This window comes from Streptomyces sp. Ag109_O5-10, assembly GCF_900105755.1.
Classification (GTDB): domain Bacteria; phylum Actinomycetota; class Actinomycetes; order Streptomycetales; family Streptomycetaceae; genus Streptomyces.
The window spans coordinates 8,587,441-8,610,246 of sequence record NZ_FNTQ01000001.1; the positions used below are offsets into that span (position 1 = coordinate 8,587,441).

The following is a 22,806-nucleotide window of genomic DNA, read 5'->3' on the forward strand; positions in this document are numbered from 1 at the left end:
GCTGCGCAGACGGCGCATAAGCGCTGTAATGGCGGCGTGGTCAGTGAGGGTGCTGCGATACGCGGAACGAGAACGGATCGCGCCGAAATCGCCCTCGAAACGCTCACTGGCGATCCCGGCGCACCCGATCGGCTCCGTCGCGTGCTCGAACAGGCGCTGGTGTTCGCCGGCGCGGCCTTCGCCGGGGTGTACACCCCCGGCGACGAAGGGACCGTGCTGCGCCTCGCCGAGTCGGCGGGCCTGCCCCGCACCCTGTACGGGCTGCGTGACGCCTACCCGGCGATCGGGCGGTCCCCGGCGGCGGAGGCGTACGGCACCGGGCGGTCCGTCTGGCTCGGCCCCGACGAGCTGGCCGACTGCCCCGAGGCGCGGCGGACCCCGTCATCGGAGTTCTGGCTGGGCGTCCTGCCGCTGCCCGGCGGCGCCGGGATCCTCGTCGCCATCAGCGAGCGCGACGACGGGTTCGGTCCCGAGGACCGCGGCTGCCTGGGCCTGGTGGCCCGGACGATCGCCCTGCCCGCCCCGCTCCCCACCGCCGCCTACACCGGCGAGCTGCCCGCCGACGCCTTCAGCCTCGCCATGGACACCGGCCGGATCGCGGTCGGCGACGGCATCCTCGACCTCTTCCGGATGGGCCGCGACGAGTTCGACGGCAAGGTCGAGACGCTGCTGGGCCGCACCCTCCCCGAGGACCTGCCCGCCCTGATGTCCGTCGTCGAGGCGGACCACATGTCCATCGGCGACCGCGAGCTGGAGTTCCGGATCCTGCAGCCGTCGGGCCCGCCCAAGTGGCTGCGGCTGCGCGGCCGGCTGGTGCCCGGCGGCGAAGGGCACCCGGCCCTGCTGGCCGGCACCGTCGCCGACGCCTCCACGCTCCGCTCGGACGTCAGCGACGTGACCCGCGTGCAGCAGCTCGCCGCCGCCCTGGCCACCGCCCGCACGGTCAAGGACGTCGGCCAGGCCGTCGTCCACGCGCTGCGCGCGCCGCTCAAGGCCGACCGGATCGCGCTGGCCGAACTGGAGAACGACCGCCTGGTCGTCACCGTCCTCGACCCGCCCGAGGCCGAGTCCTGGCCGGAGCTGTGGCGCACCGAGTGGCGCAGCGAGTGGCCCGACGCCCCCGTGCGGTCCATGCCCACCCTCGCCGCCGCCCTGCGCGAGGGCCGCGCCCAGATCTGGCCCGCCCGGGCCGCCCTGGAACCCGCCCTCGCCGAGGTCGGTCCCGGCGGCCTCGCCGTCCTCCCGCTGCCCGCCGGTGGCCGGATGGCCGGCGCCTGCCTGATCGGCTGGGACGCCCCGCACGACTTCGGGCCCGACGAACGCGCCCTGCTCACCGCTTCCGCCCGCCTCGCGGGCGAGGCACTCATGCGCGCCCACGCCTTCGACGCCGAGCACGAACTCGTCGGGATGCTCCAGCGCGCCCTGCTGCCGCGCCGGCTGCCCCGGCTGCCCGGCGCCGAGGCCGTTGCCCGCTACCTGCCCACCACCGAGGGCGGTCTGGAGGTCGGCGGCGACTGGTACGACGTGATCCCGCTGACCGACAACCACGTCGCCCTGGTCATCGGCGACGTCCAGGGCCACAACGCGAGCGCCGCCGCCCTCATGGGCCAGATGCGCACCGCGCTGCGCGCCTACGCCGCCGAGGGGCACACCCCCGACGTGGTCGTCTCGCACGCCAACCGGCTGCTCCTGGACATGGAGAGCGACCTGTTCGCCACCTGCTGCTACGTCGACGTCGACATGGAGGACGGCACCGCCTGGTGCGTGCGCGCCGGACACCTGCCGCCCGTGCTGCGCCAGCCGGACGGCACCACGCGGATCACCGAGACCGAGGGCGGCCCGCCGCTCGGCGTGCTCGGCCGCGCCGAGTTCCCGATGACCCAGCTCAGCCTGCGCCCCGGCACCGTGCTCGCCCTGACCACCGACGGTCTGGTGGAGTCCCCCGACGCCGACATCGACGACGGCATGGAGCGCTTCGCCCGCGATCTCGCCGGCTCCGACCCCGCCCACCTCGGCCTGGTCGCCGACACCCTGCTCGGCAACGCCCAACGTGCCGACGACGTCGCCCTGCTGCTGATGCGCTACGACGGCATGGCCGTCCGTCCGCTGCGGGAGAGCTGGACCGTGTGGCGGGTCCCCGAGGCGGCCCGGCACGCGCGCCGCTTCAGCAGGCGCACCCTGCGCTCCTGGGGCTTGACCGACGAGGGCATGGACGTGGCCCTGCTGGTCGTCTCCGAGCTGGTCACCAACGCCCTCATCCACACCGACGGGCCCGTCCGGCTCGACCTGACCCTGGTCGACCACCGGCTGCGGGTCGCCGTCGCCGACGCCTCGCCGCGCAGCCCCGTGAAGCCCACCAACATCGGCTGGGAGGCCACCGGCGGCCGCGGCATCCTCCTGGTGGAGGCGGTGTCCACCGCCTGGGGGACCGTGCCGGCCAGCGGCGGCAAGCAGGTGTGGGCGGAACTCGTCCTGGCGGAGTGACCCCCGCGCTCTCGACAGGCGGCGCGGCCCGACTCTCCTTAGGGTCCAAGACGTGGCACACACCTTCGAAGAACTCGTGGCGAAGCACCGCGCGGCCGACGCGGCCCACGAAAAGGTCCTGGAACTGCGGGACACCTACGGGCCACCGGCCCGTCAGCAGTCGGGCGGTGCCCAGTCGCAGACCTACGAGACCGCCCTGCGCGCCTGGCGCGACCTCGCCCGGGACGAACTGACCGCGGTGAACGAGTACGCCCGCGACGAGGGCCGGTCCCGGGCCGAGATCGAGGCCGAGGTGGAACGCGCGGCGGCCTGGCCGGAAGGCTCCTGACCAGCGGAAAAAGGGGACGAGACGCAGTTCCGGGGCACCTCGTGGTCACAGGGCGTCCGCACCGAGGCCATACTGTCGTAACCAGTCAGGAAAACAGAAGAACGTCTCAACCAGATGTTCACCTATAAGGTGTAGCGAATGAAGGCTTTGGTGCTCTCCGGCGGTGCCGGCACACGGCTGCGGCCGATCACCCACACATCGGCGAAACAGCTCGTACCGGTGGCGAACAAACCCGTGCTCTTCTACGGGCTCGAATCCCTGGCCGCCGCGGGCGTCACCGAGGTCGGAATGATCGTCGGCGACACCGCCGCCGAGATCGAGGAGGCGGTCGGCGACGGGTCGAAGTTCGGCCTGGACGTCACCTACATCCCCCAGGACCAGCCGCTGGGCCTGGCCCACGCGGTGCTGATCGCCCGCGACTTCCTCGCCGACGACGACTTCGTCATGTACCTCGGCGACAACTTCATCGTCGGCGGCATCAGCGGACTGGTCGACGAGTTCCGCGAGACCCGCCCCGACGCCCAGATCCTCCTCACCCACGTGCCCAACCCGCGCGCCTTCGGCGTCGCCGAGCTGGACGCCGACGGTCAGGTGGTCGGGCTCGAGGAGAAGCCGCAGGAGCCCAAGAGCGACCTCGCCCTGGTCGGTGTGTACCTCTTCACACCGGCCATCCACGACGCCGTCCGCGCCATCAAGCCGTCCTGGCGCGGCGAGCTGGAGATCACCCACGCCATCCAGCACCTGATCGACCAGCGCGCCGACGTGCGCTCCACGGTGATCAAGGGCTACTGGAAGGACACCGGCAACGTCGTCGACATGCTGGAGGTCAACCGGACCGTCCTGGAGTCGCAGGAGCCGCGCATCGACGGCGAGGTCGACGAGGCCAGCCAGATCGTCGGCCGCGTGGTCGTCGAGGCGGGCGCGCGCGTCACCGGCTCCCGGATCGTCGGCCCCGTCGTGATCGGCGCGGGGACCGTCGTCAGCGACTCGTACGTGGGCCCCTTCACGTCGGTCGCCGAGAACTGCCGGATCACCGCGAGTGAGCTGGAGTTCTCCATAGTGCTGCGGGACTCGTCCATCGACGGGGTGGGCAGGATCGAGTCCTCGCTGATCGGCCGGCACGTCGAGGTCACCCCGGCACCCGGCACCCCCAGCGCCCACCGCCTCGTTCTCGGAGACCACAGCAAGGTGCAGATCCGTTCATGAATCTCCTCGTCACCGGCGCCGCCGGCTTCATCGGCTCCACGTACGTCCGCGGCCTGCTCGCCGACACCGCCCCTGACGCGCCGCACATCACCGTGCTGGACAAGCTCACCTACGCGGGCACCCTGACGAACCTGCCCGAGTCGCACCCCCGGCTGACCTTCGTCCAGGGCGACATCTGCGACGCCGAGCTGGTCGACCGGCTCATGGCCGACGCCGACCAGGTGGTGCACTTCGCCGCCGAGTCGCACGTCGACCGCTCGATCGACGGGGCCGGCGCGTTCGTCCGCACCAACGTGGTCGGCACCCAGACGCTGCTCGACGCGGCCCTGCGGCACAACGTCGGCCCGTTCGTGCACGTCTCCACCGACGAGGTCTACGGCTCCATCGAGACCGGCTCCTGGCCCGAGAGCCACCCGCTCCAGCCGAACTCGCCGTACTCCGCCTCCAAGGCCTCCTCCGACCTGCTCGCGCTGGCCTTCCACCGCACCCACGGCCTGGACGTCCGCGTCACCCGCTGCTCCAACAACTACGGGCCGCACCAGTTCCCCGAGAAGGTCATCCCGCTCTTCGTGAGCAACCTCCTCGACGGCAAGAACGTGCCCCTGTACGGCGACGGCAGCAACGTCCGCGACTGGCTGCACGTCGAGGACCACTGCCAGGGCATCGACCTGGTCCGCACCGGCGGCCGGCCCGGTGAGGTCTACAACATCGGCGGCGGCACCGAGCTCAGCAACAAGGAGCTCACCGGCCTGCTGCTCGAGGCCTGCGGCGCCGACTGGGAGCGCGTGGACCGCGTCGCCGACCGCAAGGGCCACGACCAGCGTTACTCCGTCGACTGGAGCAAGATCCACGACGAGCTGGGCTACACCCCAAGCACGACTTCACCTCCGGCCTCGCCGACACCGTGGCCTGGTACCGCGACAACCGGGACTGGTGGGAGCCGCTCAAGGAGCGCGCCGCCCTGGAGTCCCGCAAGGAGCAGGGGAAGCACTGATGAAGTGGCTCGTCGCCGGAGCGGGCGGCATGCTCGGCCACGACGTGACCGAGGAGCTCGCCCGCCGGGGTGAGGAGGTCGTGGCCCTCGGCCGCGCCGGCCTCGACATCACCAGCGCCGACTCGGTGGACTCGGCGCTCGCCGCGCACACGCCCGACCTGGTGGTCAACTGCGCCGCGTACACCGCCGTCGACGACGCCGAGACCGACGAGGAGCGGGCCCTGCTGATCAACGGCGAGGGCCCGCGCCTGCTGGCCCGCGCCGCCGCCCGGCACGGCGCCCGCCTCGTCCACGTCTCGACGGACTACGTCTTCGACGGCGCGGCCCGCACCAGCCCGTACCCCGAGGACCACCCGACCGCCCCGCGCACCGCCTACGGGCGTACCAAGCTCGCGGGCGAGCGGGCCGTCCTGGCGGAGCTCCCGGGCGCGAGCGCGGTCGTCCGCACCGCCTGGCTGTACGGCACGCACGGGAAGAATTTCGTGCGCACGATGATCGAGCTGGAGTCCCGCCGGGACACCCTCGACGTCGTCGACGACCAGCGCGGCCAGCCCACCTGGAGCGCCGACCTGGCCGCCCGGATCGCCGACCTCGGCCCCCGCCTCGGCCGGGACGACCGCGCGCACGGCGTCTTCCACGGCACCAACTCCGGATCGGCCACCTGGTGCGAGCTGGCCCGTGAGGTGTTCCGCCTGCTCGGCGCCGACCCCGAGCGGGTCCGCCCCACCACCAGCGAGGCGTTCGTCCGCCCGGCACCCCGCCCCGCCTACAGCGCCCTCGGGCACGACCGGTGGGCCGAGGCCGGCCTGGAGCCGCTGCGGGACTGGCGGCAGGCACTGGCGGAGGGGCTGCCGCTCATCCGCAAGGAGATGTCCGCCTAGGCGGCGCTCAGAACACCTCCGCAACACGCCGCAGGGCGGCCGACGGCTCATCGAGCGCGTCGGCCGCCCTGCGGCGTGTCGGACGGCGTCGCCGGGGCAGCGGGAACCCGCCCCGGCGGCCGGCCGGGCTCAGCCGTGGGTCTTGGCGAGCAGCTCCAGCACCTCGACCGTGCTGCCGGACTCGCCGAGCCGGGGGAAGATCCGCTCGACGCTGCCCGCGTGCGCCTCGCCGTCGGCGTCGGCCATTGCGTCCGTGGCGAGCGTCACGTGGTAGCCGTGCGCGTAGGCGTCCCGGGCGGTGGACTCCACACCGATGCTGGTGGCGATCCCGGTCAGCACGATCTGGGTGACGCCCCGGCGGCGCAGCTGGACGTCGAGGTCCGTGCCGTGGAACGCGCTCCAGTTGTGCTTGGTGACAAGGATGTCGCCGTCGTGACCGGACAGTTCGTCGACGACGACGTCCCAGCCCTCCGGGAAGGCGAGGCCGCGGGCCTGGCGCTCGGTGCGGCCCGGGACGGCGTCGGCGAAGTCGGCGGCGAAGGAGACCCGGACCAGGACGACGGGCAGGCCCTGGGCGCGGAAGGCGTCGGCGAGCTCCGCCGTGCGGGCGACCACCTCGGCGCCGGTGTGGGGCTGGGTGGGCATGCCCACGATGCCCTGCTGGAGGTCGATCACGACGAGGGCGGTGCGCGGGTCGAGCGTGCTCAGAGACATGGGGTGGATCAGGCCTTTCGGGGGGTTTGACGGGGTACGGGGGTGAGCCGGGCCAGGGAGCGGTCCGGCAGGGTGATCGCCAGCAGCAGTGCCGAGCCGGCGAGCATGAACAGGGCCAGGCCGTGCAGCCCGCCCGTGTCGGCGCGGTGCGGGTAGAACGCCGCGGTGGCGGCGGAGGAACCCAGCGCGCCGAGGTACATGAAGGTGCGCAGCAGTCCGGCCGCGGAACCGATTCGCTCCGGGTCGGCCTGCCGGTACAAGGCGGTCTGCGCGGCGAGTCCGAGCAGGCCCTGCGGGACGCCGAGCAGCGCGCCGACCGCGAGCAGCAGCCAGACCGGGCTGCCGGCGCCGACCAGCAGCAGGGCCGCGCAGCCCGCGATCTGCAGCACGGAGCCGATCACCAGCTTGGCGCGGACCGCCTCCCGGCGGCCGGTGACCGTGGCGGTGACGAGCGCGGCGGCCGACAGCGGGAGCAGCGCGAGCCCGGCCGCGGAGGCGCTGAGCCCGCGGCCCTGCTCCAGCCACTGCGTGTAGCCGTACAGGAAGGCGTACGAGGTGGTGTACGCGAGCAGCTGGCGCACGTAGGTGACGATGAGCGGAACGTTGCCGCCGAGGACCCGCAGGTCGACGAACGGGTCGGGCACCCGCAACTCCCGGGCCGCGAAGACGGCGGCCGCGGCCACGGTCAGCGCCGGCAGGTACCACCGGTCCGGTCCCGGGCTCATCAGGAAGAGCATCAGCGAGACCAGCAGGACGGCGAACAGGGCCATGCCCGGCAGGTCCATGCGCTGCCGCTGCCCGGCGGCCGGGGTCCTCGGCAGCCACTTCACACCGAGCACCAGGCAGGCCGCGGAGAGCGGCACGTTGACGGTGAACACCAGGTGCCAGCCGCCGGCGCCGATCAGAATCCCGCCCAGTGTCGGACCGATCACGGCCACGGTCTGGGCGGACACGGCGAGCGCGGTCAGCACCCCGGCCGGGCTGTCCCGCCCGGTGCGCTCGGCCTCGCTCCGGGTCAGCCGCATCGCCGCCGGGTACGCCGCCGACGTGCCGAAGCCGAGCAGCACCCGCGCCGCGATCAGTACCCCCAGCGTGGGGGCGAGGGCGCCCATCAGCCCGGCCACGCCCACCAGGCTGGTGCCGGCGAGGTAGAGCCGGCGCGGCCCGTACATGTCCACGAGCCGGCCGATCACCGGCTGGCCCACGGCGGTCGCCAGGTAGAGCGCGGTGACCAGCCAGGCCGTCTCGGCGGGCGGGGCCCCGAAGGCGATGCCGATCGGCACCAGGGCCACCGCGATCATCGAGGAGTTGATCGGGTTCAGTACGGAACCCAGGACCATCGGCGCGATCAGCCGCCGGTCGAATCCGGTGGGGGCCGGGCGGGTGTCCTTGCGGGTTCCCGCGGTGAGCCTCGGTATCACGGGCGCGACAGCCGGTCGAGCAGCTCGATCGCGGTGAGCAGGGTCCGGCGCTCGTCCTCGGTGTACCGGTCCTGGAAGGCGCGGGCCAGCCACTCGTCACGCGCCTGCCGGTTGCCCTCGACACGGGCCTGACCGGCCTCGGTCAGGGTGACCAGCTGGCGGCGGCCGTCGGTCGGGTCCGGGCTGCGGCGGATCAGCCCCTGCTGGTCGAGCGCGGCCAGGGTGGCGGCCATCGACTGCGGCCGCACCCCCTCGGCGGAGGCCAGCGCACTGGCCGTGGCCGCGCCGTGCTTCGACACCAGGGTGAGGGCCGACTCCTGGGACGGGGTGAGGTCCGCGTCCTGGGCGACCTCGCGGATACGGCGGCGCATCCTGCTGAACATCACGCGCAGGTCGCGTGCCGCGCGGGTCGCGGAGCCGGAGATCTCTGTCATGCGCCCCACCGTAAAACCGTCAGTCCGAACTGTCCAGTCGGAACTGTACAGCCGTAGCTGTCCAATCGAAACTGTTAAGCCCGGACTGAAGATCTCTGTGCGGTCTCCTGGCCTACCCTGGGCCGGGTGCGCCTGCTCCTCACCTCCGACACGCACCTCCCGCTGCGTGCCAAGCGTCTCCCGGACCGGCTCCTCGCCGAACTCCCGCGCGCCGACGTCGTCCTGCACGCCGGCGACTGGGTCGACGAGGCCACCCTCGACCTGCTGGAGAGCCGCAGCCGCCGGCTCATCGGGGTGTACGGCAACAACGACGGCCCGGGCCTGCGAGCCCGGCTGCCCGAGGTGGCCCGCGCCGACCTGGGCGGCCTGCGCTTCGGAGTGGTCCACGAGACCGGCCCCGCCCAGGGCCGCGAGGACCGCTGCGCCGCCCGCTTCCCCGACCTGGACGTCCTGGTCTTCGGGCACAGCCACATCCCCTGGGACACCACGGCCCCCGGCGGCCTGCGCCTGCTCAACCCCGGCTCCCCGACCGACCGCCGCCGCCAGCCGCACTGCACCTACCTCACGGCGACCGTCGACGACGGCGCCCTCACCGAGGTGACCCTGCACCGGCTGCCGCCGCGCTGAGCGGGCCCGTCGGGGCGCGGTCCGTCAGGGCGCGATGCCGACCCCGTCGATCCTGCTCCACCGCTTCTGCTGCGCGGCCGTCATGGCGGGCCAGCTCAGCCCGCCCGGCCGCGGCCGGACCCGGGAGGCGTAGGAGGCGGGACGGAAGTCCGGGTCGTAGAAGCAGCCGGTGGCGTAGACCCGGTCGAACGCGGCGCACGAGCCCGCGATCGTCCCCGGCGTCGGCTTGCGGCCCGTGCGCACCCAACGGTCCAGCGCCGCGATCGAGTCGGCGTACTCCGCGTCGCTCAGCGAACTGTGCTCGGACTCGCGGGTGAACGTCTGCACGAGGTACCGGTCCCGGCCCGCGCCGCGCAGGGTGGCCCGGTAGGCCGCCTCGTGCTCCACGAACGCCGTCGGGTCGTCGATCGCGTGCATCGTGAGCACCGGTATCGACACCTTGCCGGTGAGGTCGCTGTCGTACGACAGGTCGCGTACCGCCGTCGGATCGGCGCTGAAGCGCTCGACCCCGGCGTTGAGCGCCTTGTCGTCGTGCGAACCCGAGTACCGCACGCCCTCGTTCGAGAACGGGTCACGGTCGCCGAGCCGGTCGTGCACGATGTCCCGGAACGTGAAGACCGCGAACCGCAGATGCGACTCCAGGGTGCGCTCGGGGACGCCGGTGACCGCGAGGATGTCGTCGAGGTTGCGCTGCTGGAGGGCGGTGCGCTCCCGCGGGTCCGAGGCGTAGCCCGTGCACTCCTGGAGCCGGGCGCGCAGTCCGGCCGTCGTCAGCGTCGAGTCCGCGCGCAGTCCCTGCCAGAGCGGGTACTGGGGTTCGGTCGGCCGGGGCATGTTGTGGCAGTAGTACTGGTAGACGACGCGGAGGTCGACGCGGTAGTCGTAACCCCGGGAGCCGCCGCCGAGGACCCCGCTGGTGAGCAGTGCCCCGTCGTACGGTCCGCCCCGCTTCCCGTACACCTCGACGACCTTGGCGGCGACGTCCCCGCCCCAGGACTGGCCGTGCACGTAAGTCCGCCGCGGCTTACCGAAGTTCGCGACGAAGAGCCGGCGTAGGTTCTCGGTGTCCGCGGCGGCCGTCCGGGTGCCGTAGCCGCCCCGGCGGTAGGACGAACCCGCCCAGGCGTAGCCCTCCTTGACCATGACCGACCAGCGGGCCAGGTCGTCGACGCTGCGCGCCGGGTCCGAACCGGCGCCGAGGTCGGGGCCGCCGTGGGCGTGCACGACCAGGGAGCCGTTCCAGTGCCCGGGGACGGCGATGGCGTAGTAGGCGCCGTCGGCGCCCTGGCCGGTGTAGCAGGTGGCCCTGCCGTCGAGCTCCGCCGGGCAGGAGACGGCGGCCGGCGGCGGCGTCGCGGCCTGTGCGGGAGGGGCCCCGGCGAAGGCGGCGGTGAGGGCCGCCGCCAGCGAGGCGAGCAGTCCGGTACGTCGGCTGCGGCCCGTCCGGCGGACCCGTACGGGCGTTCTCGACCTGTCCACGGCGCGGCTCCCTGTCGTCGTCGGCGCTCCTTCGCGCCGTTCGCGGCGATGCTAGTGCCGCAACAGGCAACGTTCGCCCCGTCACGACGCCCGGCACGCACTCTCGCCGCACCGGCCGAAAGCCCAAGTACCTCCAGTACGAGGACTTCCGGCCGGCACGCCGAGAGCACGCACCGGACGCCGCTCCTTGACGGGCAAACGTTGCCTGCCGCGGCACTAGGGAGCGGGCCGGGACCGGAACCATGGGCTCGGGCGTTGTGTTCATAGTGTTCGGCGGACGGAACACGTCACCGGTGCCGGGCGCGGTGCCCGGCGGGCCGCCGCCGGCGTCGGCACAGGCGGGCCGCCGTCACCGCGAGCACGGCGAGCACGGCGGCCACCGCGGCGGCCCGCTTGGCCACCGGTACCCCGGCGGTACGCAGCAGGTCGAGCGGCTCCGCCGGTTCGGCCTCCCCGACCTCCTCGCCCACCGGCTCCGGTTCGCCGCCGGGGCCGGGCGGCCGTTCCGCCAGCCGGGTCGCGAGGCAGTCCGCGAACTGTCTCACCAGCCGGTCGCCGACCTCCGACAGCACCCCACGGCCGAACTGCGCGGGGCGGCCGGTCACCGTGAGGTCGGTGCGCACCGACACCGCGGTACCGCCGTCGCGTGCGGTGAGCGTGCCGGTGACCGTGGCCCTGGCCGTGCCCTGCCCGCGGGTCTCCCGGCCGCTCGCCGCCAGCACCATCCGGTGGGCCGCCCCGTCCTGCTCCTCGAAGACCGCGGTGCCCCGGTAGGTCACGGTGACCGGGCCCACCTTGACCTTCACCGAGCCGGTCACCGTCCGGCCGTCGTACTCCTCCACGACCGCGCCCGGCAGGCAGGGCGCGACCCGTTCGATGTCCAGGAGCGCGCGCCAGGCGTCGTCGACCGGGACGGGGACGCTGAACTCGTGGTGCAGTTCCATGACTCGCTCCTTCTGCTCCTCCTGGGGCTCCCGCTCAGTGGACGGCGGACGCGTGGATGGCGCCGGTGGTCGTGGCCAGCGGCGCGCCGCTGCCGCCCCAGCGCAGGGCGACGATCTCGGCGGCGACGGAGACCGCGACCTCCTCCGGGGTACGGGCGCCGAGGTCCAGGCCGAGCGGCGAGCGCAGCCGGGACAGTTCGGCCTCGGTGAGACCGGACCCGGCCAGCCGGGCGCGCCGTTCGTCGTGGGTCCGGCGGCTGCCCATCGCCCCGATGTAGGCGGCCGGACGGCGCAACGCCTCCTCGAGGAGCGGCACGTCGAACTTCGGGTCGTGGGTGAGGACGCAGATCACCGTGCGGTCGTCGGTGACGGTGCGGCTCAGGTAGCGGTGCGGCCAGTCGACGACGACCTCGACGGCGGCCGGGAAGCGCTTCGGGGTGGCGAAGACCGGGCGGGCGTCGCAGACGGTGACCCGGTAGCCGAGGAAGTCGCCGATGCGGGCCACCGCGGCCGCGTAGTCGATCGCGCCGAACACCAGCATCCGGGGCGGCGGCGCGAACGACTGGAGGAACACGGTGACCGCGTCCTCGCGGCGTTCGCCGTGCGGGCCGTAGTGCCGCAGGACGGAGGCGCCGAGCGCGAGTTCGCCGCGCGCGTCGGCGGTGACGGCGACGTCGAGGCCGGTCGTGCCGAGCGAGCCCGCCGTCCGGTCCGGCCAGACGGCGAGCACGGCGCCCTGCCGGGCCGGCCCGTCCACCACCGTCGCCACGGTCACCGGCTCGCCCGCGGCGACCGACCCGGCCACCGCGCCGAACGCCGGGTCGGAGTCCGCGGTCACCGGCCTGACCAGCAGGGTGATCTCGCCGCCACAGGTCAGCCCGACCGCGAAGGCGTCCGCGTCGCTGTAGCCGAAGGTCTGCAGCGACGGCTCGCCGGTCGCGACGACCTCCTGGGCCAGCTCGAAGACGGCGCCCTCGACGCAGCCGCCGGAGACGCTGCCCACCACCTCGTCGTCAGGACCCACGGCCATGGCCGCACCGGGTCCGCGCGGTGCGCTGCGGCTGACCGCGACCACCGTGGCGAGGCCGAACGGGATCCCGGCCGCGTGCCACCCGGCCAGCGTCGGCAGAATCTCACGCACCGTCCGCTCCCTTCCCCGGTCCTGCCTCGGGTGCTTTTCCGGGGCTTTTCCCGGGTCCCTGTGCCGGCGCGGCACCGGTCCGCGCCCCGCGTACCACCGCGGCTAGCCGCTCGAGCGCCGCCAGGCTGTGCCCCGCCACGAAGGCGTCCACGCTGGGCAGCGCCGCCGCCATCCCCGCCGCCAGCGGCGCGTAACCGGGCCGTGCCTTGCGCGGGTTCGCCCAGACCACCTGGTGGGCCAGGGCGTGCAGCCGGCGCATCTGCTCCCCGAGCAGCTCCGGATCGCCTCGCTCCCAGCCGTCCGAGAGCAGGACGACGATCGCCCCGCGCGCCATGCCGCGCTGCCCCCACCGGTTGAGGAACTCGCGCAGCAGCTCGCCGAGCCGGGTGCCGCCACGCCAGTCGGGGACCGCGGCCGCGACCTCCGCCATCGCCAGGTCCGGGTCCCGGTGCGACAGTTCACGGGTCACCCGGGTCAGCCGGGTGCCGATCGTGAACACCTCCGTGCGGCCCGCGCGCACCGCCGCGTGCGCGAACCGCAGCAGCGCGTCGGCGTACGGGCCCATCGAACCGCTCACGTCGACGAGCAGCACCACCCGGCGCGGCCGGGCCACTCGCGCGTGCCGCCGCAGCAGGGCCGGTTCCCCGCCGCGCCGCAGCAACTCCCGTACGGTGCGCCGCGGATCGACCTCCCCACGCCTGGCCGGCCGGCGCCGCGCCGAGCGGCGGGTCTGCCCTTCGAGCGTGAACGCGGCCAGCAGGCGCCGCAGTTGGGCCCGCTCGGCGGGATCCAGCTCGGTGACGTCACGGTGCCGAAGGACTTCGGCGGAGCTGGCGAGGACGGCGGTGGGCGGCCCCGGCGGCTCGCTCTCGCCACCGGTACGGGGTGCCGTGGCCGTCTCCCGGGCGACGAGCCGCAGCCGGGGCGCGGGAGCGGTGCCCAGCGGCAGCCGGGCCGGAGCCGGGGACGGACCGAAGTATGCGGCGAACACCCTGTCGTACCGCTCCAGGTCGTCGTGGCCGCCGCACAGCGTCGCCCGCCCCGCCCAGTACACGTCCGGGCGCACCCCGGGCCGCAGGGCGGCCACGGCGCGCAGGAACGCGTACCCGCGCTCCGCGCTCGCGTCCACCCCCGCCGCCCGCAACGCCCTTACGAAACCCAGCAGTACGGCATCCGCCGGCACCCCGGCCGTGCTGGACAGCGCCGCGCCCACGCCAGGTCACCCGCCCCGGGCCGCGAGGACCGCCGAGAGATCGAGCCCGCGCGCCCGCTCCGTGTCCTCCCGGTACTTCAGCACCGAACCCAGTGTCGCCACGGCCAGTTCGGCGTCCACCTCGCTCGCCCCCAGCGCGTCCAGCGCCTCCGCCCAGTCCAGCGTCTCCGCGACGCCCGGCGGCTTGACCAGGTCCGCGCCGCGCAGCGCCTGCACGAGCGCCGTGACCTGTTCGGCCAGGTGGGCCGACACCTGTGGCAGCCGGCGGCGCACGATGGCCAGTTCGCGGGCGAACGAGGGATGGTCGAACCAGTGGTACAGGCACCGCCGCTTCAGCGCGTCGTGCACCTCGCGGGTCCGGTTCGAGGTCAGCACCACCACCGGCGGCACCTCGGCGCGCAGCGTGCCCAGCTCCGGGATCGTCACCGAGTACTCGGACAGCAATTCGAGGAGGAACGCCTCGAACTCGTCGTCGGCCCGGTCGATCTCGTCGACCAGCAGCACCGACGGATGCCGCTGGAGCGCCAGCAGCAGCGGCCGGGCGATCAGGAAGCGCCGGTCGTACAGCTCGCTCTCCAGCCGCTCCGCGTCCTGCACGCCCGCCGCCTCGGCGGCCCGCAGGTGCAGCAGCTGGCGCGGGAAGTCCCAGTCGTACAGGGCCTGGGAGGCGTCGATGCCCTCGTGGCACTGCAGCCGGATCAGCGGTGCGCCCAGCGCCTGAGCGAGGGCGGCGGCGAGCGCGGTCTTGCCCACGCCGGCGTCGCCCTCACAGAACAGCGGCCGGTGCAGTCTGAGGGCCAGGAAGCAGGTGACGGCCAGCCCTTCGTCGACGAGGTACCCCGTCTCCGCAAGCCGGGCCCCCACCTGCTCCGGGTCGTCCATCGGGGGAATCGGCACTCACCCCATTCCGGCGGCGGTCAGCACGGCCCGCCTGGTCAGCACCCGTGCGAGGTGCTGCCGGTACTCGGGCGAGGCCGACAGGTCCTGGGAGGGCCGGGTGCCCTCGGCGGCGGCCTCGGCGGCGCGGGCCACGGCCTGCGGGCCGTCGGCACCGGACAGCGCCTGCTCGGCCGCGGCGGCCCGCAGCGGGGTGGAGCCCATGTTGGTGAGCCCGACGCGCGCCTCGGCGATGTGCCCGTCGTCCCGCCGCACCAGCGCGGCGACCCCGACGATCGCCCAGGACTGCGCGACCGCGTGGAACTTCTCGTAGTGGAAGCCCCAGCCGTCCGTCTTCGGGATCCGCACCTCCACCAGGAGTTCGTCGGGCGCGAGCGCCGACTGGAGGTAGTCGACGAAGAACTCCCGGGCCGGGATCGTACGCCGCCCGCCCGGCCCGGCGACCACCAGTTCGGCGTCGAGGGCGAGCGCCACGGCGGGCAGGTCCCCGGCCGGGTCGGCGTGCGCGAGGGACCCGCCGAGGGTGCCGCGGTGCCGTACGGCGGGATCGGCGACGGTGGCCGTGGCCGCCGCCAGCAGCCCGGCGTGCCGCCGCACCAGCGGGTCGTGGACGACGTCGTGGTGGGTGGTCAGCGCGCCGACGGCGAGCGTGTCGCCGTCCTCGCGGACCCCGCGCAGCTCCGGGATCCGGCCGACGTCCACGACCAGCTCCGGGAAGGCGAGCCGCAGGCGCAGCAGCGGCAGCAGGCTCTGCCCGCCGGCCAGCACCTTCGCCTCCTCGCCCGCGTCGGCGAGCGCGCCCACCGCCTCGTCGACGGTGGCCGGACGGGTGTACTCGAACGTGGGGGGAATCATGCGGAGCCCTCCTCACCGTACTGACCCAGGTCACCGGAGCGGGCGGCCTGCCCGGACTGGCCCGACCGCGCGGGACCGGTGCCGCCGGCCTCCTCGCCGGTACCGCCCCGGCCGGCGCGGGCGGCCCGCACGGCCTGCCACACCCGGTGCGGCGAGCACGGCATCCGCACGTCGGTGACGCCCAGCGGACGCAGCGCGTCCACCACGGCGTTGACCACCGCGGGCGTCGACGCGATCGTCCCGGCCTCGCCGACTCCCTTGACGCCCATGGCGTTCGAGGTCGCCGGGGTCTCCGTCCGGTCGGTGACGAAGTCCGGCAGGTCCGCCGCCGACGGCACCAGGTAGTCGGCCATGGTCCCGGAGACGAGGTTGCCCTCCTCGTCGTAGACGGCCTCCTCGTACAGCGCCTGCGCGATGCCCTGCGCGAGCCCGCCGTGCACCTGGCCCTCGACGATCATCGGGTTGACGACATGGCCGACGTCGTCCACGCAGACGTACGACCTGATCCTCGTCTTCCCGGTCTCGGTGTCGACCTCGACGGCGCACAGGTGGGTGCCGTGCGGGTAGGAGAAGTTCTCCGGGTCGACGACCGTCTCGGCGTTGATGGACGCTTCGACCCCGTCGGGCAGGTCGTGGCCGGTGAACGCCTCGAAGGCGATCTCCTGGATGGTCTTCCGCGCCTCCGGCGAGCCCTTCACGGCGAACACGCCGTCCGTGAACTCCAGGTCCTGCTCGCTGGCCTCCAGCAGGTGCGCGGCGACCTTGCGCGCCTTCTCGACCACCTGCGTCGCCGCCCGGTGCACGGCCTCGCCGCCGACGGCCAGCGACCGCGAGCCGTAGGTGTCCATGCCCTGCGGGGAGGACCGGGTGTCGCCGTGCACCACCTCGACGTCCTCGAACGGCACGCCCAGCACGTCGGCCGCGATCTGGCTCCAGCAGGTCTCGTGCCCCTGCCCGTGCGGACTGGTCCCGGTGACGACCTCGACCTTTCCGGTGGGCAGCATGCGGATGCTCGCCGCCTCCCAGCCGCCGGCCGCGTAGCGCAGGTCGCGCAGGACCCGGCTCGGGGCCAGCCCGCACATCTCCGTGAACGTGGACACGCCGATACCGAGGCGTACGGTGTCGCCGCGTTCGTCGCGCTTCTGCTGCTCGGCGCGCAGGTCGTCGTACCCGAACAGGGCGAGAGCCTTGTCGGTGGCCGCCTCGTAGTCGCCGCTGTCGTAGGTCAGCCCGGCGATGGTGGTGTACGGGAACTCCTCGTGCCGGATCCAGTTCCGGCGCCGCAACTCCACGGGATCCAGGTCGAGTTCGGCGGCCAGCTCGTCCATGATCCGCTCGATGGCGAAGGTCGCCTCCGGGCGCCCGGCACCACGGTAGGCGTCGGTGGGGGTGCGGGTGGTGAAGACGCCGGTGCAGGTGAATTCGTAGGCGTCCATCTTGTAGATCGCGGGGTACATGAAGGCGCCGAGGATCGGGATGCCCGGGGTGACCAGCATCAGGTAGGCGCCCATGTCGGCGGTCAGGTCCACCTTCAGGCCGAGCAGCCGGCCCTCGCGGGTGGCGGCGACCTCGATGTCCTGGATCATGCCGCGGCCGTGGTGGGTGGCGAGGTAGCCCTCGGAGCGGGACTCCGTCCACTTGACGGGTCGGCCCAGCCTGCGGGCGATCGCGAGGGCGAGGGCCTCCTCCCCGTACACCTGGAGCTTGGAGCCGAAGCCGCCCCCCACGTCCGGGGCGATCACCCGGATCTTCTGCTCGGGGATGCCGGTGACGGTGGCCAGCATGATCCGCAGGATGTGCGGGATCTGGGTCGCCGAGTAGACCGTGTACTCGCCGGAGGCGGCGATCGGGGTGACCACGACCGCGCGCGGCTCCATGGCGTTGGGGATCAGCCGCTGCTGGTGGTAGCGGCGCTTGAGGGTGACCTCGGCGCGCTGCCGTACCGCCTCGAAGCTCTCGCCGGTGGCGAGCGGCCAGGTGTAGCAGCGGTTGGTGCCCTTGTCGGCGTGGACCAGCGGGGCGTCGTCGGCGAGGGCGGCCTCCAGGTCGAGGACCGGGGGCAGCGGGTCGTAGTCGACCTCCACCGCCTCCAGCGCGTCGGCGGCGGCGTACCGGTCGCGGGCCACCACGACGGCCACCGGGTCGCCGGCGTGCCGGACCTCGTCGACGGCGATCGGCGGGTGGTCGGGCAGCACGATGTCCTCGGTGACCGGCCAGGCGCAGGGCAGCGAACCCAGGCCCTCGGCGAGGTCGGCGCCGGTGAACGCGGCGACGACGCCGGGGCGTTCGAGGGCGGGGGAGACGTCCACACGCGTGATGCGGGCGTGCGCCATCGGGCTGCGCAGGACGGCCAGGTGGAGCAGTCCGGCGACCTGGATGTTGTCGGTCCAGTTGGTCTGGCCGGTGATCAGCCGGGCGTCCTCCTTGCGCAGCCGGGCGCGGCCGATCTCGTGCGCTGCGGACCGTACGGCCTGGTCGGTCATGCCGTGGCCTCCTCGGGTACCTGGTGCCCGGAGGCGGTCTGCCGCCCGTCCGGTTCCGCGGCGGCGGCCAGCACCGCGCGGACGATGTTCTGGTAGCCGGTGCACCGGCACAGGTTGCCCTCCAGGGCCTGCCTGACCTCGTCGGAGGTGGGGTGCGGGTTCTCGTTCAGCAGATCACGGGCGGCCATGAGCATTCCGGGCGTGCAGTAGCCGCACTGCAGGCCGTGCCGCTCGTGGAAGGCGCGCTGCAGCGGCGTCCACTCCCCGTCCGAGGCCAGCCCCTGGACGGTGGTCACCGCGCAGCCGTCCGCCTGGACGGCCAGCACCGAGCAGCTCTTGACGGTCGCCCCGTCCAGGTCGACCGTGCACGCGCCGCAGTTGGAGGTGTCGCAGCCGATCGGGGTGCCGGTCAGGCCGAGACGGTCGCGCAGGTAGTGGACGAGCAGCAGACGGGGTTCCACTTCGTCCTCGTAGCGCGTGCCGTCCACCGTCACCTTGATGTGGGTCATGTGGCCTCCAGACCGTGCGCGGGACCGAGGGAGTTCAGCCAGGCGGCGTGATGTAGGTCACTCTAGAACCGTGTCATGGGGGCGGCGAGTGCTGCGACGGGGCTTTCGTTGAGCGTTAATCCATTGCCGCCACCGGGTCCGCCCTGCTGCACTGCTCCTCACCCGACGTCACAGAGAGAGGGCCACCGATGCGCGCTGCGTGCATGTCCACCGAGGAAGGAATCCCACCCATGGCGAAGGACATCACGCTCAGTGCATCTGCTCAATCTCGGCATTCTCGCCCACGTCGACGCAGGTAAGACCAGTCTGACCGAACGGCTGCTGCACACCGCCGGCGTCACCGACGAGCTCGGCAGCGTCGACGACGGCAGCACCCGTACCGACACCCTCGCCCTGGAGCGGCAGCGCGGGATCACCATCAAGTCGGCGGTCGTGTCGTTCCCGCTCGACGGTGTCACCGTCAACCTCATCGACACCCCGGGCCACCCGGACTTCATCGCCGAGGTGGAGCGGGTGCTCGGTGTCCTCGACGGCGCGGTCCTGGTCGTCTCGGCCGTGGAGGGCGTCCAGGCGCAGACCCGCGTGCTGATGCGGACCCTGCGGCGGCTGCGCATCCCCACGCTGGTCTTCGTCAACAAGATCGACCGGCGGGGTGCCCGTGGCGACGCCGTGCTCGCCCAGCTGGCCCGCAGGCTCGCCGTCCCGGTCGTCCCGATGGGCCGTGCCACCGCGCTCGGCACCCGCGCCGCCCGCTTCCTGCCCGGCCTCGGCCCGGCCGCGCTGGACACGCTCGCCGACCACGACGACGCGCTGCTCGCCGCCTACCTCGACGGTGGGGTCCCCGAGCCGCGGCTGCGCGCCGCCCTCGCCGAGCAGGCCCGGCGGGCCGTGGTCCATCCGGTCTACTTCGGCTCCGCCGCCACCGGCGCCGGGGTGCCCGACCTGATCGCCGGCATCGAGCGGCTGCTCCCGGCCGCCGGCGCAGACGCGGACGGCCCGCTCTCCGGCACGGTCTTCAAGGTGGAGCGGGGCCCGGCGGGGGAGAAGGTCGCCTATGCGCGTCTCTTCTCCGGAACCCTCGGGGTCCGCGACCGGGTCCCGTTCGGGAACCGCGCCGCGGCCGGGGGCCGGCCGGAGGGCCGGGTCACCGGGCTGAGCGTCTTCGAGGACGGCACCGACCTGCGGCGGGAGCGCGCCGGTGCCGGGCGGATCGTCAAGGTGTGGGGGCTCGGCGGCATCCGGGTCGGGGACGCCCTCGGGGTGCCGGGCCGGGTGTACGCGCATCACTTCGCACCCCCGACCCTGGAGACCGTCGTGGTTCCCGGCCCCGGCACCGACCGCCGCTCCCTGCATGTCGCCCTGACCCAGCTCGCCGAGCAGGACCCGCTGATCGACGTCCGGCACGACGAGGTGCGCCAGGAGACCTCGGTCTCCCTCTACGGCGAGGTGCAGAAGGAGGTGATCCAGGCGACCCTCGCCGACGAGTACGGCCTCGGCGTCACCTTCCGGGAGACCACCGTCATCTGCGTCGAACGGCTCACCGGCACCGGATCCGCCGTCGAGTTCAACAAGAGGGACGGCAACCCCTTCCTGGCCACGGTCGGCCTGCGGGTGGAGCCGGCCCCGCCGGGAGCGGGTGTCTGCTTCCGCCTGGAGGTGGAGCTCGGCGCGATGCCGTACGCCTTCTTCAAGGCCGTCGAGGACGCCGTGCGCGAGTCCCTCGGGCAGGGGCTGCACGGCTGGCGGATCCCGGACTGCACGGTGACCATGACCCACTCCGGCTACTCGCCCCGGCAGAGCCACGCCCACCAGGGCTTCGACAAGAGCATGTCCAGCACCGGGTACGACTTCCGCGGCCTTGCCCCGCTGGTGCTCACCGAGGCGCTGCGGCGGGCCGGCACCCTGGTGCACGAGCCCATGCACCGCTTCCGCCTGGAGGCACCGGTGGACACCCTGGGCGCCCTGCTGCCGGTGCTCGCCGGGCTCGGCGCGGTGCCGCAGCGGACCGGGACCGAGGGGGCGCTCGCGCTCCTGGAGGGCGTGGTACCGGCGGCCCGGGTGCACGGTCTTGAGCAACGGCTGCCGGGGCTGACCCGGGGCGAGGGCGAGCTGGAGACCGCCTTCGACCACTACGCGCCGGTGCTGCGGGGGCCGGTCCCGGAGCGGTCGCGGACCGACCACAACCCGCTGAGCCGCAAGGAGTACCTGTTGAACGTGACCGGTCGAGTGGCCGGCTGAGGGAACCGGCACACAACTTACTCGTGAGTCAGAAGTATTGACTGTGTCCGGAAATCACCCGACTGTAATGGACATGACGAATATCCGGGCACGACTGATCGTTGTCCTGGTTGTCCTCTGCGGATTCCTCGCGGTGGCGGGCGCCCCGTCCGCCACCGCGGCCACCCCGTCCGGCTCCCTCTGGTTCGACGGCACCGCGCTCACCGTGCAGAACGGCCGTTTCGTCGACGGCCAGGGCCGTGAGGTCGTGCTGCGCGGCTACAACGTCTCCGGCGAGACCAAGCTGGAGGAGAACAGCGGCCTGCCCTTCGCCTCCGTCGCCGACGCGAGGAAGTCCGCCACCGCGCTGCGCGCCCTCGGCGGCGGCAACGCCGTGCGCTTCCTGCTCTCCTGGGCGCACGCCGAACCCGTCCAGGGCCAGGTCGACACGGCCTACCTGGCCGACGCGACCGCGCAGATGCAGGCGTTCCTCGACGCCGGCATCCGCGTCTTCCCCGACTTCCACCAGGACCTGTACTCCCGCCACCTGTTCAACTCGGGCAGCTGGTACACCGGCGACGGCGCCCCGAAGTGGGCGGTGGAGCTGGGGGACTACCCGACCGAGTACTGCGGCATCTGCTTCGTCTGGGGACAGAACATCACCCAGAACGCCGCCGTACAGGACGCCCAGTACGACTTCTGGCACAACAACCACGGCCTCCAGGACGCCTTCCTGGCCACCGCCCAGACCACCATGACCTACCTGGCCCGGCACCTCACGTCCGACGAGTTCGCGGGCGTGGTCGGCTTCGACCCGTACAACGAGCCGTACGCCGGCTCCTACGACTCCGGCGAGACCTCCCGCAGCTGGGAGCAGAACCGGTTGTGGCCCTTCTACCAGAAGTTCCGGGCCCGGATGGACGCGGCCGGCTGGAGCGTGAAGCCCGCCCTCGTGGAACCGAACCTCTTCTGGAACGGCAACGTCACCAAGGAGGAGGGCGGCCTGCTGGACGCGGGGACGTTCGGCTCCGGCTACGTCTTCAACACCCACTTCTACGACCAGAAGGCCATCTCCGGCATCCTGATGTGGGGCAACGCCTCCGACGGCCAGTACTCCACCGACTTCGGCACCGTCCGCGACCGCGCCTCGGCGGCCGCAACGGCGGCGATCGTCAGCGAGTTCGGGCATCCGCTGTCCGGCACCACCTCCGGCAAGGCGCCGACCGTCGACAAGGCGATGTACCAGGCCCTCGACTCCCGCCTCTCCGGGGCGAGCTGGTGGTCCACCCCGGCCTCCTCCGGGCCGGTCCTGTCCGGCACCCAGTGGCAGTGGGACATCTACAGCGGCCGCCACCACGAGCTGATGAACGACAACCCGAACAAGGTCCTCACCTCGGGTGACGCCTGGAACGGCGAGGACATGTCGGCCGTGAACACCACCGGCTCGGGCACCGTGACGCTCCGTCAGGACGCCCGGCTGCTCGACCGGATCTACCCGTCCGCCACCTCGGGCGCCATCCTCGCCTTCACCTACGAGGACCGCTCCCGGGACGGCTCCACGACCCTGACCTGGAACCCGGTGCCCGGCTCGCTGCCGAACGTGGCCGCGCTGGTCGGCTCCGGCCAGTACGCCGTAGAGGTCTGGCGCTCCGGCAGCGCCACCGCACCGACCGAACTGCACCTCCCGGCCTCCTTCGCGACGGCGTCCACCACCGTCGTCTCGGACCTGGGCACGGCCTACGCGCCACCGTCGTACACGTCCTCGACCCCGGTCGGAGTGGCGGCGGAACCGGGTGGGACGGGCAGCCGCCGACTGCTGCTCACCGACTCGGACTCCGGCGTGCCGCACTTCGCGCTGGTGACCAACGGGGCGACGTCGCCCGGCTCGGCCGTGCTCAACGCGGCCAAGGCGGAGCTGGCCGCCTGGGTGGCGGCGAAGTTCTGAGCAGTGCTCCGGTCTCCGGGATGCCGCGCATCCC

General features: G+C 73.3%; 18 protein-coding genes and 1 pseudogene. 8 read left to right on the forward strand and 11 right to left on the reverse strand.

Annotated elements, in window-relative coordinates:
* The first annotated feature begins 36 nt into the window (after positions 1-36).
* The 5 genes and pseudogenes from BLW82_RS39145 (at position 37) to rfbD (ending at position 5,893) form a co-directional block, all read left to right on the forward strand.
* Complete coding sequence (locus BLW82_RS39145) at positions 37-2,484, forward strand: SpoIIE family protein phosphatase (protein ID WP_256216102.1); 2,448 nt, start codon at positions 37-39, stop codon at positions 2,482-2,484.
* A gap of 52 nt (positions 2,485-2,536) precedes the next feature.
* The gene (locus BLW82_RS39150) at positions 2,537-2,812 is read left to right on the forward strand and encodes a hypothetical protein (protein WP_093506702.1); all 276 of its coding nucleotides are present in this window, start codon (positions 2,537-2,539) and stop codon (positions 2,810-2,812) included.
* A gap of 138 nt (positions 2,813-2,950) precedes the next feature.
* Positions 2,951-4,018: a glucose-1-phosphate thymidylyltransferase gene (locus tag BLW82_RS39155; protein ID WP_093506704.1), complete on the forward strand. Its 1,068-nt coding sequence runs from the start codon at positions 2,951-2,953 to the stop codon at positions 4,016-4,018.
* A pseudogene (rfbB, locus tag BLW82_RS39160) lies at positions 4,015-5,012 on the forward strand (dTDP-glucose 4,6-dehydratase). The gene BLW82_RS39155 and the pseudogene rfbB overlap by 4 nt, the downstream one beginning before the upstream one ends.
* Positions 5,012-5,893, forward strand: a complete 882-nt coding sequence (gene rfbD / locus BLW82_RS39165) for a dTDP-4-dehydrorhamnose reductase (protein ID WP_093506706.1) — start codon at positions 5,012-5,014, stop codon at positions 5,891-5,893. Before rfbB ends, rfbD begins: the two are co-directional and overlap by 1 nt.
* 129 nt (positions 5,894-6,022) lie before the next feature.
* On the opposite strand, the gene BLW82_RS39170 is transcribed toward rfbD, so the two are convergent.
* The 3 genes from BLW82_RS39170 to BLW82_RS39180 are packed head-to-tail and all read right to left on the reverse strand — an operon-like array spanning position 6,023 to position 8,462.
* Complete coding sequence (locus BLW82_RS39170) at positions 6,023-6,607, reverse strand: hydrolase (RefSeq protein ID WP_093506708.1); 585 nt, start codon at positions 6,605-6,607, stop codon at positions 6,023-6,025.
* Positions 6,608-6,615: 8 nt separating this feature from the next.
* Positions 6,616-8,028 carry an MFS transporter gene (locus BLW82_RS39175; RefSeq protein WP_093506710.1) on the reverse strand — a complete coding sequence of 471 codons (1,413 nt, stop codon included), beginning with the start codon at positions 8,026-8,028 and terminating at the stop codon, positions 6,616-6,618.
* Positions 8,025-8,462, reverse strand: a complete 438-nt coding sequence (locus BLW82_RS39180) for a MarR family winged helix-turn-helix transcriptional regulator (RefSeq protein ID WP_093506712.1) — start codon at positions 8,460-8,462, stop codon at positions 8,025-8,027. The genes BLW82_RS39175 and BLW82_RS39180 overlap by 4 nt, the downstream gene beginning before the upstream one ends.
* 126 nt (positions 8,463-8,588) lie before the next feature.
* On the opposite strand from BLW82_RS39180, the gene BLW82_RS39185 reads away from it, so the two are divergent.
* On the forward strand, positions 8,589-9,089 hold the full coding sequence (locus BLW82_RS39185; RefSeq protein WP_093506714.1) for a metallophosphoesterase family protein: 501 nt from the start codon (positions 8,589-8,591) through the stop codon (positions 9,087-9,089).
* A gap of 24 nt (positions 9,090-9,113) precedes the next feature.
* On the opposite strand, the gene BLW82_RS39190 is transcribed toward BLW82_RS39185, so the two are convergent.
* The 8 genes from BLW82_RS39190 to BLW82_RS39230 all read right to left on the reverse strand — a co-directional run bounded on the left by BLW82_RS39190 (position 9,114) and on the right by BLW82_RS39230 (position 18,610).
* Positions 9,114-10,508 carry a hypothetical protein gene (locus BLW82_RS39190; protein WP_371131523.1) on the reverse strand — a complete coding sequence of 465 codons (1,395 nt, stop codon included), beginning with the start codon at positions 10,506-10,508 and terminating at the stop codon, positions 9,114-9,116.
* Between the two features lie 347 nt (positions 10,509-10,855).
* On the reverse strand, positions 10,856-11,512 hold the full coding sequence (locus BLW82_RS39200) for an SRPBCC family protein (protein WP_093506720.1): 657 nt from the start codon (positions 11,510-11,512) through the stop codon (positions 10,856-10,858).
* Positions 11,513-11,546: 34 nt separating this feature from the next.
* Positions 11,547-12,653, reverse strand: a complete 1,107-nt coding sequence (locus BLW82_RS39205; RefSeq protein ID WP_093506722.1) for an XdhC family protein — start codon at positions 12,651-12,653, stop codon at positions 11,547-11,549.
* A complete protein-coding gene (locus tag BLW82_RS39210) occupies positions 12,646-13,866 on the reverse strand; it encodes a vWA domain-containing protein (RefSeq protein WP_177233211.1) in 1,221 nt (406 codons plus the stop codon). Before BLW82_RS39210 ends, BLW82_RS39205 begins: the two co-directional genes overlap by 8 nt.
* A gap of 6 nt (positions 13,867-13,872) precedes the next feature.
* Positions 13,873-14,748, reverse strand: a complete 876-nt coding sequence (locus BLW82_RS39215; RefSeq protein WP_177233355.1) for an AAA family ATPase — start codon at positions 14,746-14,748, stop codon at positions 13,873-13,875.
* Between the two features lie 15 nt (positions 14,749-14,763).
* Positions 14,764-15,618: an FAD binding domain-containing protein gene (locus BLW82_RS39220; protein WP_093506724.1), complete on the reverse strand. Its 855-nt coding sequence runs from the start codon at positions 15,616-15,618 to the stop codon at positions 14,764-14,766.
* Complete coding sequence (locus BLW82_RS39225) at positions 15,615-18,101, reverse strand: xanthine dehydrogenase family protein molybdopterin-binding subunit (RefSeq protein ID WP_093506727.1); 2,487 nt, start codon at positions 18,099-18,101, stop codon at positions 15,615-15,617. Before BLW82_RS39225 ends, BLW82_RS39220 begins: the two co-directional genes overlap by 4 nt.
* Positions 18,098-18,610, reverse strand: coding sequence for a (2Fe-2S)-binding protein (locus BLW82_RS39230; RefSeq protein WP_093506729.1), 513 nt, complete (start codon positions 18,608-18,610; stop codon positions 18,098-18,100). The genes BLW82_RS39225 and BLW82_RS39230 overlap by 4 nt, the downstream gene beginning before the upstream one ends.
* Before the next feature lie 252 nt (positions 18,611-18,862).
* On the opposite strand from BLW82_RS39230, the gene BLW82_RS39235 reads away from it, so the two are divergent.
* Both BLW82_RS39235 and BLW82_RS39240 read left to right on the forward strand, forming a co-directional pair.
* Positions 18,863-20,848, forward strand: coding sequence for an elongation factor G (locus tag BLW82_RS39235; RefSeq protein ID WP_093506731.1), 1,986 nt, complete (start codon positions 18,863-18,865; stop codon positions 20,846-20,848).
* A gap of 67 nt (positions 20,849-20,915) precedes the next feature.
* Positions 20,916-22,772, forward strand: a complete 1,857-nt coding sequence (locus BLW82_RS39240) for a cellulase family glycosylhydrolase (protein ID WP_093506733.1) — start codon at positions 20,916-20,918, stop codon at positions 22,770-22,772.
* Positions 22,773-22,806 lie beyond the last annotated feature (34 nt).